This is a genomic window from Nonomuraea coxensis DSM 45129 (assembly GCF_019397265.1).
Classification (GTDB): Bacteria; Actinomycetota; Actinomycetes; order Streptosporangiales; family Streptosporangiaceae; genus Nonomuraea; species Nonomuraea coxensis.
The window spans coordinates 3918436-3931092 of the sequence record NZ_CP068985.1 but is presented as its reverse complement, the minus strand read 5'-3'; the positions used below and the strand labels follow the sequence as shown (position 1 = coordinate 3931092).

Here is a 12657-nt window from a genome sequence, read left to right as displayed (position 1 = left end):
AGGTGCGGCGCGTCAGGCGGCGGCCCTGGCGGTGAGGGACACCTCGGCCTGGCGGGTGACGCCGTTGACGGTGACGGCGACCGTCACCTGCCCCTTGCGCAGCGCGGTCAGCGTCCCCGTGGCCGGGTCGAGGACGGCGACGTGCCACGGCTTGGCCGCGTTGCGCGCCCCGACGTGCAGGTTCGGCGAGCCGGACCACGACGCCGACGCCGGGTAGGCGGCGGGCACGGTCCGCGTCCCCTGCTCGACCACGGCGCTCACCCGCGCGGGCGTGCCGACCGCGACACTGGCGGGCGCGGTGAGGACGAGCTCGTCCACGTGCGGCCGGACCTGCGTGCCGATCCAGTCGGGCGCGTCGGCGAACCAGTTGCGCCGCACGTGCTCGGCCTCGGCCCCGGTGACCGGGTCCACGCCCCACAGCGACCAGCCGGTGAACCCGCCGTCGTCGGCGGAGGTGGCGGGGTTCTTGCCGGAGTTGCCGTTGATGAAGTACGGGACCGCATCCACGCGCGAGGCGTGGAAGGTGCCCACGTGCCCCCCGATGTAGGCGGCGCCCTTGCCGGTCTCGCGCTGGAAGTCGGCGAGCCAGCCCTCGACCAGCGCGGCCTCCTTGCGGTCGCCGAGCTGGCTGCCCTTGCCGGGCGTGGGGTCGCGCGGCGGCACGTGGAACAGCACCGCGACCGAGCCGATCGAGCCGTCCTCGGCGGCCTGGTCCAGCTCGGCGCGCAGCGCCGCCACCTGGTCGTAGCCGCCGCCCCGCAGGTTGAGCCGGGAGGTGTCCAGCGTGATGAACCGGGTGCCCTTGTGGTCGAACGTCCGGTACGTCGCCCCGAACGCGGTCCTGAAGTTGGCGATGTCGCCGCCCATGACCTCGTGGTTGCCGGGGACGTAGTAGTAGGGCAGCTCGCCGCCCAGCTCCTCGTCCAGCACCCGCTTGGCCAGCGCGAAGTCCGCCGGGGACGCCTCGTCAACCAGGTCGCCGTTGATGACGAGGAAGTCCGGCCGGGCGGCCTTGATCTCGCGCAGCGTGCGGCGGGCGTTCCTGACGATGTCGCTGTCGGGGTCCCTGGCGACGAACTGCGCGTCGGACATGACCGCGAAACGCCAGGGCATCTCCGCCACGGAAGCCTTGACCACGGGGTCGGCGACCTTGGGCGCGGCCGGCGCGGTCACCGCGGGAGGCACCTTGGCGACGAGCCCGTCGATGAGGATCTCGTTGCTGTACTTCGCGTCGGCCCTGGTCTCGGCGACGTAGAAGCGCCGCAGCTTGAGGGGGTAGTTGACGCCGGCGGGCACGGCGAACTCGACGTACTGCCAGCCGGTCCACGTCAGGTACGGCCCGCGCAGGATCTGCGACTGCCCGAGCGCGTCGTAGAACTCGAGGCTCGGCCACTCGCCCTTGCCGGTGGAGTGGATCCACATGCCGAACGCCTGCGGCTGCCCGTCCACCACGAGCTGCTGCGGCGGGCCGGCGTACGCGGCGCGGGTGGCGGTGGAGGTGGTGAAGTCGTAGGACAGCTTCAGCCCGCCCCCGCTCCGCCCCGGGGCGGCCGACAGCGAGCCGGTGGCGCGGGCCGCGGCGAACGTCCACGTGGCGGCGTCCTCGAAGTCGGCGACCGGCTTCTCCTCGAACCCGACGGTCACCGGCACGGCGGCGCCGATCTTGCCGGCCTTGGCGGTGATCAGGCCGGAGCCGGTGGCCTTCTTCGCCTTGACGGTGAAGAAGCCGTGCTCGGCCGGGGTGACCTCGAGCAGGGCGCGGTCGTAGTCGAGGGTGAGGTCGGCGGGCTCGACGGGGGCGGAGTTGCCGTTGCGGTCGTAGCCGACGACGCCGAACGTGGCGGTGCCGTCGGCGCCGGAGATGCCGAGCCGGTCGGCGGTGACGCCGAGCCGCCGCAGCGGCTGGAGCACGGTCAGCTCGATCGTGCCCTTGGCGGCGCCGCGCGAGGCGGTGACGGTGGTCCGGCCGGGCACGAGGGCGTGGAACCTGCCGTCGCGGACGACGCCGTGCACGGCCGGCTCGGCCCGCCAGGTCGGCGTGCCGGCGGCGGGGCCGTAGGTCTCGTCGTAGCCGGCGGCGGTGAGCTTCCTGGTGAGGCCGGGGAAGACGCGGTCGGGGCGGCCGCCGGCGACGGGGCCGACGCCGGGCGCCCTGGCCGGGTCGCTCGCGGTCTCCAGCCAGAAGCCCTTGAGCGTGCCGCTGCCCTCGGGCGCGTAGAGGGCCAGGCCGTTCGGCACGTGCCGCTCGCCGCCGTCGGAGGGGCTGTTCTCGACCTGCACCCCGGCGGCGCCGGGCTCGCGGGCGAGCAGGGTCGAGGAGCCGCCGCCGTCGAGGTTGAGCGCGTTCGCCGCGCCGAGGTCGGCCATCAGGGCGGCCAGCTCGTTGAGCGTGACGCCGCGGCTGTCGGCCTGGCGGCCGTCCACGGTGAGCAGGTGCATCGTGCGGCCGTCGGCGGAGAAGCCGACGGCGGTGCGCGGGTGGGCGGCCGGGTCGGTGGAGTTCTGCACGACGCCGTCCTTGACCAGCACCCAGTTGCCGCCGACGGCGGCCTGGACGGCGCCGCCGTCGTCCGGATTGGGGCGGTAGGTGACGTCCACGCGGTCGCCGGCCTTCAGCGCGGCCACGGCGGCGGCCCCGGCGTCGCGGCCGAGCAGGACGGTGGTGCCGGCGGGGATCGGCCCGGTGCCGGCGGCGTCGCGCACCTCGGTGACGACGCCGTCCACCAGGACGGCCTCGGCGACGGCGGTGGCGCCCTCGACGGCGCGGGCCCGCGTGTAGGAGCCCCACAGCGGCGTGAACAGCCCGACCCCGTCGCGCTGCACGAGCTGGTTGAACTGGGTGAGCTTGATCGGCGAGCCGCCCGCCGGGGTCGCGCTGCCCTCGAAGTACATCTTGAGCACGCGGCCGACGCCGTCGCCGGTGATCGCGACCGCGTTCTCGTGCCCGGCGACGGGCGACTGGACGAGCGTGCCGTTCTGGACGCCGATGCCCTGGGCGGCGCCGGAGTTGTTGATGTCGAAGAAGTCGCCGTTGACGGCGGCGACGGCGTGGGTCCGGTCGGCGGGGCCGGACAGCGGCTCGGTCTTGCTCACCTCGCCGGAGAAGACGTAGTCGGCCCGGTTGCCGCCGCTGCCGCCGAGTTCGGCGGTGAGGGCGTCGGCGCGCAGCCAGCCGAGCTCGTCGTAGGTGTCGAACGAGGTGAGCGAGATCCCGGGCGCGACCGGCCGGGTGCGCTTGGCGGTCTCCAGCCGCCGCTGCCCGGCGGCGGCCTTGGACAGCAGCGTGGACGGCGGCGGGTAGGACGACGCCTGGAGGGCGTCCTCTGCGGGTGGTGCGGGTTCGGCCTGCGCGGGCGCGGCGGTGAGGGCCAGGGGGCCTAACACGAGCGCGGCGGCGGCCAGCATTCGGAGGGTCTGCACGACCGAACTCAATCGCTCGCGGATATAACTTTCAAGACCGAAGGGTGAACTAAAAGAAAATTTCAGATCTTGGGAGGCCCGGTCAGGCGGGCGTCTTGACCCGGACCAGCCGGTCGAAGGCCACGTCGTAGGAGGGTTCGAGCCAGTAGTCGGAGTGCCAGCGGGCCTCGGGCAGCGGCTCGCCGAGCGCGGGCCGGCGCGGGTCCCAGCAGTAACGGTCCACCGGGTCGTCGCTCACCGGGCCGTGGCCGGCGGCGGCGAACGGGTCGAGCCGCCGGAAGACCGGCCCGCCGATCGGGTCGCTCAGCCGGTAGAGGTTGTGCCAGGGCACCGCGGCCCGCACCGCCGCCAGCCCTTCCGCGCCGAACCAGGCGGGGAAGAAGGCGGCGTACAGGCGGCGCAGCGGCGAGCCGTGCGTGAGCAGCGCGACCCGCCGCCGCAGCTCGGGCTTGAGCTGCAGCACCAGCGCGGCGGCGATGACGCTGCCCTGGCTGTGGCCGGAGACGATCACCTGGTCCTGGTCGGTGCGGGCCAGCCGGCCCACCCGCGCCACCAGCTCGGGGACGACCCGCTCGGCGTAGCAGGGCGGGCCGAGGGGATGGACGGCGCGCGGCCAGAACGTCGCGACGTCCCACAGGATGCCGACCGTCCTGCGCAGCCGGCTGTCGCGGTAGGTGCGCCGCCCGATCAGCACCAGCCCCAGCCCGACGGCGACCAGCGCCCAGCTCCCGGCCGACGACAGCGCGCCGGCGAGGCCGTTCACCGGCGGGAACAACCCGAGGTGGCCGGCCGCGGTCACCGCCGCGTACCCGGCCACGCCGACACCGGTCAGCACGCCCAGCACGAGCCCGGCGCGGTCGGTGAGCGCGGCGAAGCCCCAGACGGCGGCCACCGCCTGGGCGTTGCGCTCGCCGTAGTAGTGGGCCACGCGCGGCGCCAGCCGGGCGCTCTCGGCGCGGCGGGCCCGCCACAGGACGGCGGCGACGGCGAGCGCGCCGAGCGCGACCAGCGGCACCAGGGCGGCCGTCCACCAGATCGTGTCGTCGAGGAAGAGCGTGACCGGCAGCGGGCCGGGCGAGGCGGGCGCGCCGGGCTCGCCGAGGTAGCCGGCGGTCCAGAACAGCAGGCCGAGCGCCAGCACGTTGGCGGTGCCGGCGGCGAGCATGAGGGCGGCCCAGGCGGACAGCCCGCCGAGCGCGCGCCGCTCGACGGGGTCGTGGCCGCGCGGCCGGTCCATGACGGCGAGCGCGCCGACGGCGGCCAGCAGGAACAGGCCGAGCCCGAGGGTGAGCGCGTGCTGGAACGCGCCCGCGCCGATGCCGGGGAGCTGCCGCCCGGCCGCGCCGGGCCCGAGCCCGGCCAGGGCCGCGCAGCCGGTCGCGGCCAGCGCCAGCGCGGCCGCCGCCCGCAGCCCCTGGCACGACCAGGTGAGCCAGGCCGGCGCGGCGGCGCCGGTGTGCGGGTCGAGGCGGCGGGCGATCGGCGGCAGCACGACCAGCAGCGCGGCGGCGGCCTGGACGGCGGCGTTGGCGACGGTCAGCGCGAACCCGGCCCGGGTGGCGGCGAACGGCCCGCTCACCGCGAGCCCGACCGAGGCGGCCGCGAAGGAGACGTGCACCGCGCGCAGCCGCCACACCGGCGCGCCACCGTGCCACAGGCGCGGCCGGGCCAGGGGGACCCGGGCGTGCGGCCCGCCGCCCGGCGGGACGACGGTCTGCTCGTCGCGCCGCCAGGTGCGCCGTCCGAGCCACCACAGCAGCCCGACGACCAGCAGCGGCGCGAGCGCGGCGACGGCCAGCCGCCGCGACGGCTCCGCGGCCTGCGTCTCGGCCAGCCAGCGCGCGAAGGCGGGCGCGCCGTCGAGGGTGCAGGCGCGGCCCGGCGCGGTGCACTGCCAGCCGAACAGGTCGACGCTCGCCCGGGTGACCGCGCCGACCATCGTGCCGGTCAGCAGCAGCGCGAACAGCCGCAGCGCGGCCTCGGCCAGGCGGCGCAGCCACCTGCCGCGCGGCGGCCGGGGCAGCATGAAATAGGCCAGGTTGACCAGCGAGAACGGCAGCAGCGGCAGCCACAGCGCGAGCGCGCGGCCGCCGGAGGTGAGCCCGCCCCAGGCGTAGGCCTCCCGGCGGCGCGCGCCGGGCACGTCGGCGTCGCCGCCGGCCGGGCGGCCCTCGGGCCACCACCGGCGGTAGAAGCCCGTGACGGCGTCGCCGGCCACACGCCAGGGGTGGGGGTGGTGCAGGGTGGTCTGCGGCGGCGTGCCGGACACGCCGTGCACGCGCAGCTCGGTGAGTCCACCGCAGGTGTCGTCGAGGAAGCCGTCCATGGCACCAGCATCCTGTACTGGTGCTTTCACGTACAGCGACTATTCCATGACGTTATGCAAGGGGAGCCCTACGCCTTCGTGGCGCCGGCCGTGAGGCCGGTGACGAGGTGCCGCTGCACCAGCAGGAAGACCGCGCCGGCCGGGATGGCGATGAGCACCGCCGAGGCGGTCATCAGCCCCCAGTCCGACCAGTGCTGGCCGACGAACTGCTGCAGGCCCACGCCGAGCGTGCGCTTGTCCTCCTGCGACATGAACACCGTGGCGTAGCCGACCTCGCCCCAGGCGGTCATGAAGCAGTAGAAAGCGGTCACCGCGATGCCGGGCCTGGCCAGCGGCAGCACCACCCGGCGGAACACCCCGAACGGCGTCAGCCCGTCCACGAGCCCCGCCTGGTCGATCTCGATCGGCACGGTGTCGAAGTAGCTCTTCATCATCCAGGCGCAGAACGGCACCGCGATCGTCATGTACGCGATGACCAGCCCCGGGATCTGGTTGAGCAGCCCGAGCCCGGCCATCAGGTTGTACAGCGGGACGATGAGGATGGCGACGGGGAACATCTGGGTGACCAGCAGCAGCCACATCACGCCCCGGTGGCCGGGGAAGCGGAAGCGGCTGACCGCGTACCCGGTGGTGGCGGCCAGCAGGACGCCGGCCACCATGGTGAGGCCGGCGGTCAGCACGCTGTTGAGCAGCCAGCGCGGGAACTCGGTCGCGGTCAGCACGCGGGCGTAGTTGTCCAGCGAGGAGTCGTCGAACAGGCGCAGCTCGCTCGACAGCCAGCCGTCGCGCGGCTTGAGCGAGGTCAGCACCAGCCACACGACGGGGAACAGGCTGATCGCCACCGCGAGCAGCAGGCCCGCGTGCAGGCCGATCGAGGCGAGGGCGCCGCGCTCGCCGCGCGGCCGGCCCCCGGATCCGTACGTGGTCACCAGGGATCTCCTTGCGAGCGCAGCGTCCTTCTGTAGCCGACGGCGAGCACGACCAGCATGAGCAGGATGATCACGCCCCAGGCGGCCGAGCCGGAGTAGTCGCGGATCCCGGTGAACGCCTCGCGGAAGGCGTAGGTGACGAGGATCTCCGTCTCGCTGCCGGGACCGCCTCGGGTGACGAGGAAGATGATGGGGAACATGTTGAACGTCCAGATGGTCCCGAGCAGGATCACCGTGGACGACACCTGGCGCAGGCCGGGCAGCGTGATCGCGCGGAAGCGCTGCCAGGGCCCGGCGCCGTCCACCTCGGCGGCCTCGTACAGCTCCGCCGGGATCGACTGCAGGCCGCCGAGCAGGGCCACCATCATGAACGGCACGCCGATCCACACGTTCACGGCGATCACCGCGGCCTTCGCCGTGACCGGGTCGTCGAGCCAGCCGACCGGGCCGAGCCCGGCCAGCTTCAGCATGCCGTTGATCACGCCGTAGTCGCTGTTGTAGAGGTAGCGCCAGACGAAGGCGGCCACGAACGCCGGCACCGCCCACGGCAGGATCAGCAGCACCCGGTAGACGGACCGGAAGCGCAGCTTCCTGTTGAGCATGACGGCGAGGGCGAGGCCGACGCCGTAGTGCAGGGCGACGCAGGCGACCGTCCAGATCACCGTCCAGAGGAGCTTGTCCCAGAACAGCTCGCTGGTGAGGATCCGCAGGTAGTTGTCCAGGCCGACGAACTCGTACGTGGAGGGGATGACGTTGACGCCGATGGTGCGGCCGATGTTGGCCTCGGTGGCGTCGGTCAGCGACAGGTACACCCCGCGCGCCAGCGGCCAGCCGATCAGCACCAGCATCACGGCCAGCACCGGCGCGACCATCGCCCAGGCGTACCAGTGGGCGCCGAAGGAGCGCCGCAGCCGGCCGGGCCCGGCACGGCGGCGGCCGCGGGCGTCCGCGGCCGCCGCGTTCCTGGTGGAGACCGCCACGGGTCAGCTCCAGTCCTTCATGATCCCGTGGTACTGCTCGCTCACCTTCTTGAGCATGTCCGCGGGGGCCGACTTGCCGCCGACGAGGTCCTGGTAGCCCTCCAGCAGCGGCTGGAAGAGCTGGCCGCCCTCAGGGATCCACGGCCGCGGCATCGCGGTGTCCATGATCGGCTTGAACACCGCGACGTCCTGGTTGCCCTGGACGTCCGGGTCGGCGTAGGCCGAGGTACGGGTCGGCAGCAGGCTGATCTCCTTGGCGATCTTCGCCTGGGCCTTCGCCGTCGTCATGAAGCGGACGAACTCGTAGGCCGCCGGGATGTTCTTCGAGCCCGCGTAGATCGCCAGGTTCCAGCCGCCCGTGGGGGCCCCGGCCTTGACCGAGCCGGCCGGCACGGGGGCGATGCCGAGGTTGGCCTTGTCCTGGAACTCCTTGCCCTGGTAGATCTCCGACAGCGCCCACGGGCCGTTGTAGATCATCGCGGCCTTGCCCTCCTTCAGGGCGGTCATCGCGTTGGCGTAGCTCTCCGTGGTCGCGGGCTTGGGGGCGGCGCCCGAGCTGATGAGGTCGGCGACGGTCTCCATGGCCTTCACGTTCGCCGGGGAGTCGACGACGATCTTCTTGTTCTGGACGTCGAGCAGGTCGCCGCCCTCGCCGTACATGAAGGGGAGCAGGAAGTAGGAGTCGACGTTGAGGGCGAGCCCTTCCGCGCCCGTCTTGGCCTTGACGTCGAGCGCGGTCTGCTTCAGCTCGGCGACGGTCTTCGGCGGCTCCTCGTGGCCGGCCTCCTTGAGCAGCCGCTTGTTGTAGAGGAGCGCGAGGGTGTCGGTCACCTGGGGGACGGCATAGGTCTTGCCGTTGTACTTGGTGCTGCTCGACGGGCCCGGCAGGAAGTCGCCCGGCTGGTCCACCGCCCGGCTGCCGTCCAGCGGCTGCAGGTAGCCGAGCGAGGCGAACTGTGAGGTCCAGGCCACCTCGGAGCGGATCACGTCGGGGGCGCCGCTGCCCGCCTGGGCGGCGGTCTGGAACTGGTTCTGCGCCTGGTCCGACGGCACGTTCACATATTTGACCTTGATGCCGGGGTAGGCGGCCTCGAACTCCTTGATCAGGGCCTGGAACGTGGGGCCCTCGCTGTCGGGCCGGGTCGTGTCCCACCAGGTCACCTCGCCGGTGATCTTCATGGGGTCGGCGACGGACGTGGCGGGCGCGGCCGGCTCGCCCCCGCCTCCGCCGCAGGCGGCGGCCGCCAGTGTCAAGCTCACAAGGACGGTCACTGGAGATAAGAGTCGTCGCATGTCCTTCTCCTCAAGGTCGGCCGCAGGTGGAGTCAGCCGGAGGCTACGCCGACGCGCCGCGCTCGGGTAGGGGCGTTCGACAGGATTCTGCAAGTTGTTACATCCACCGGGCCCTACATTTCTGAAATTTCCCGAAAGATTTGCAGAGGGGGGGGTGAGGCGCCTGGCCGCCGGACCGGAAATCGCGTAAGCAAGAGAAGGATGAAGGACCTCCTGGTGGTGCACTACCGGCGCGCCGAACCCGACGGCTGGGGACTGCACGTGTGGGGCGACGTGGCCGAGCCGGTCGCCTGGGACGCGCCGGTCCCCCTGGACGGCGAGGACGCCTACGGACGATTCGCCTGGATCCCGCTGCGGGCGGGCGCCCGCCGGGTCGGCGTCCTCCCCCATCGCGGCGACACCGCCGACGGCGGCGGGCACCTGGTCGACCCGGCGTGGGCCCCCGAGATCTGGCTGGACGAGGGCCGGGACGAGGTGTTCCGCTCGCGGGCCGCCGCCGACGGGCACGCCGTGATCCACTACCGGCGGCCGGACGGCTCGTACGCCGGGTGGGGCCTGCACCTGTGGGGCGAGGCGGTCGCCGAAGCCGCGCTCACCGACTGGGCGGAGCCCCGGCCACCGGACGGCGTGGACTCCTTCGGGGCGTGGTGGCGGGTGCCACTGCGGGACCCGGCCGCCGCCCTGCACTTCGTCGTGCACGCCGGCCCCGTCAAGGATCCCGGGCCCGACCAGCGGATCGTCCCCGCGGAGCAGCCGGAGGCGTACGTGAACGCGGGCTCGCTCCTCCTCCACCCGACCCGGGCCGCCGCGGACGGCACGGTCGTGCTCCACTACCGCGGCCCCGACGACGACCACGCGGACCTGACCTTGCGCCCCGCGGACGGCACCCCCGTACCCACCTCCGGCCGCGACTCCTTCGGCGCCGTCTTCCACATCCCCCTCCCACCCCCCACCCGGACCCTCCGCTACACCCTCCACCCCTCTCCCGGTGAGGCCGCCCCAGGCGGCGGGGACGGGCCGGACGGTGGCCGGCGCCCTGCTGACCAGGGTGAGTGGCGGACCGTGGAGACGGGGCTGGTCGGGTATGAGGTGTGGCGGGTGGCGGGGGCCGTGGGGCATGTTCTGCCGCGGCCTCCCGAGCCGGACGCCGACCTGCGGCACTGCCGCGCGCACTGGATCGACCGTCACACCGTCCTCTGGCAGACGCCCGGCTCGCTCCGCCACGCCCTGGTGTTCAGTCCCGGCGCCACCCTCGGCTTCGACGGCCCCGGCGACCACGCCGGCGAGGCGGGGGTCCTGCGGCTCTCGCCGGGCGAGCTGACCGGTGAGCAGCGCCGCGCCTGGCCGCACCTGGCCGGGTACACCGCGCTCAAGGTGGACCCGCGCGACACGGCCCTGATCCCGGAGGCCCTGCGCGGCCAGGTCGCGGCGGTGTCCAGGGACGAGGAGGGCAGGCTGGTCGCGGCGACGGGCGTGCAGCTCCCCGGCGTCCTCGACGACGTGTACGCCGCGGCCGCCACCGCACCGCTCGGCCCTTCCGGCCGCCTGCGCCCGCGCCTGGCGCTGTGGGCCCCCACCGCCAGGAGGGTCGAGCTGGCCCTGTACGGCAGGGGCGGGCGCACCGTCCACCGCATGCGCCGCGACGACGCGACCGGCGTGTGGTCCGCGCACGGCCGGCCGTCGTGGATGGGCCGCGACTACACGTTCCTCGTCACCGCCTACTCCCCCGCCGCCGGCCGGATGGTGACCAGCGAGGTCACCGACCCGTACAGTCTGGCCACGGCGCCGGACGGCGTGCGGAGCCGCCTCGTCCGGCTCGACGCCGCCGCCTGCAAGCCGCCCGGCTGGGACGGCCTGGCCAAGCCCGCCCCCGTGCCGCCGCACCGGGCCGTGATCTACGAGCTGCACGTGCGCGACTTCTCCGCCTCCGACGCCACCGTCCCCGAGGAACTGCGCGGCACGTACGCGGCTTTCACCCGCGACTCGGACGGGACGCGGGAGCTGCGGGCCCTCGCCGCCGACGGCGTCACCCACGTGCACCTGCTGCCGGTCTTCGACCTGGCCACGGTGCCCGAACGCCGCGAGGACCGCGTCGAGCCGTCCGGCGACCTGGCGGCCATGCCGCCCGACTCGGAGCGGCAGCAGGAGTGCGTGGCCCGCACCGCGGCCACCGACTCCTTCAACTGGGGCTACGACCCGCTGCACTACACGGTGCCCGAGGGCTCGTACGCGACCGACCCCGACGACCGGATCCGGCAGTTCCGCGCCATGGTCGCCGCACTCAACCGGGCCGGGCTGCGCGTGGTCATGGACGTGGTCTACAACCACACGCACACGGAGTCGGTGCTCGGCCCGATCGTCCCCGGCTACTACCACCGCCTGCTCGCCGACGGCACGGTGGCCACCTCCACCTGCTGCGCCAACACCGCCCCCGAGCACCGGATGATGGGCCGGCTCGTGGTGGACTCCGTCGTCACCTGGGCGAGGCAGTACAAGATCGACGGGTTCCGCTTCGACCTCATGGGCCACCACCCGAAGGACAACATCCTGGCCGTGCGCCGCGCGCTCGACGCGCTGACGCCCGAGGCCGACGGCGTGGACGGCCGTTCGATCATCCTGTACGGCGAGGGCTGGAACTTCGGCGAGGTCGCCGACGGCGCCCGCTTCCCGCAGGCCACGAAGGAGGGCATGGCCGGCACCGGCGTCGCCACGTTCGCCGACGCCCCGCGGGACGCGGTGCGGGGCGGCGGGCCGTTCGACGCCGACCCGCGCGCTCAGGGCTTCGGCTCCGGGCTGGCCGGCGCGCCCAACGGCAGCGCCGCGGGCGGCGGCCCCGAGCAGCAGCGGGAGCGGCTCGCCCACTACACCGACCTCATCAGGATCGGCCTGACGGGCAGCCTGCGCGACTACGTGCTGCCCTCCGGCCGGACCGGCGGGGAGGTCCGCCACAACGGCGCCCCCGCCGGGTACGCCCGCGACCCCGGCGAGAGCGTCGTGTACGTGGACGCGCATGACAACGAGACGTTGTTCGACGCGCTCGCGTACAAGCTGGCGCCGGGGACGTCCATGGCGGACCGGGTGCGCATGCAGGTGCTGTCGCTGGCCGTGCCGCTGCTGTCGCAGGGGGCGGCGTTCGTGCACGCGGGCAGCGAACGGCTGCGTTCGAAGTCGTTCGACCGCAACTCCTACGACTCGGGCGACTGGTTCAACCGGCTGCTGTGGGACTGCTCGCTGGGCAACGGGTTCGGCGGCGGCCTGCCGCCGCGGGCCGACAACGAGGTCCGCTGGCCGTACGCCCGGCCGCTGCTGGCCGATCCGGCGCTGCGGCCGGGCTGCGAGGCGATCGGCGCGGCCCGCGGCCGGGTCGGGGAGCTGCTGCGGGTCCGCGCCTCGACGCCGGCGTTCGCGCTCGGGTCGGGAGAGGAGGTGCGGCGGCGGCTGTCGTTCCCCGCCGCGCCGGACGGCGTCATCGTCATGCACGTGGACACCGCCGGGATCGATCCGCGCTGGAGCGCGGTGACGGCGGTGCTCAACGCGACCCCGTACGAGCTCGCGCTGCCGGTGACGGCGCCGGCCGGGCAGGAGCCGGCGCTGCATCCGGTGCTGGCGGCCTCGGCGGACCCGGTGGTCCGCGGGTCGGTGTTCGACCGGGCGGGCGGGACGCTCATCGTGCCGGGACGCACGGTGGCCGTCTTCGTCACGCCGTGAG

General features: G+C 74.0%; 6 protein-coding genes. 1 reads left to right on the top strand and 5 read right to left on the bottom strand.

Going from position 1 to position 12657, the window contains the following annotated elements:
- Positions 1–12: 12 nt before the first annotated feature.
- From Nocox_RS18340 to Nocox_RS18320, 5 genes are all read right to left on the bottom strand, one after another.
- Positions 13–3420: a phosphodiester glycosidase family protein gene (locus tag Nocox_RS18340; RefSeq protein WP_246649812.1), complete on the bottom strand. Its 3408-nt coding sequence runs from the start codon at positions 3418–3420 to the stop codon at positions 13–15.
- 82 nt (positions 3421–3502) lie between these two features.
- The gene (locus Nocox_RS18335) at positions 3503–5746 is read right to left on the bottom strand and encodes a hypothetical protein (RefSeq protein ID WP_020539950.1); all 2244 of its coding nucleotides are present in this window, start codon (positions 5744–5746) and stop codon (positions 3503–3505) included.
- 68 nt (positions 5747–5814) lie between these two features.
- Complete coding sequence (locus Nocox_RS18330) at positions 5815–6675, bottom strand: sugar ABC transporter permease (protein WP_020539951.1); 861 nt, start codon at positions 6673–6675, stop codon at positions 5815–5817.
- Entirely contained in the window at positions 6672–7655 is a 984-nt protein-coding gene (locus Nocox_RS18325) for a carbohydrate ABC transporter permease (protein ID WP_020539952.1), read from the bottom strand. Before Nocox_RS18325 ends, Nocox_RS18330 begins: the two co-directional genes overlap by 4 nt.
- 3 nt (positions 7656–7658) lie before the next feature.
- Entirely contained in the window at positions 7659–8915 is a 1257-nt protein-coding gene (locus tag Nocox_RS18320; RefSeq protein WP_246649811.1) for an extracellular solute-binding protein, read from the bottom strand.
- Positions 8916–9149: 234 nt separating this feature from the next.
- On the opposite strand from Nocox_RS18320, the gene pulA reads away from it, so the two are divergent.
- On the top strand, positions 9150–12656 hold the full coding sequence (gene pulA / locus Nocox_RS18315; RefSeq protein WP_020539954.1) for a pullulanase-type alpha-1,6-glucosidase: 3507 nt from the start codon (positions 9150–9152) through the stop codon (positions 12654–12656).
- The last annotated feature ends 1 nt before the right edge of the window (position 12657 follow it).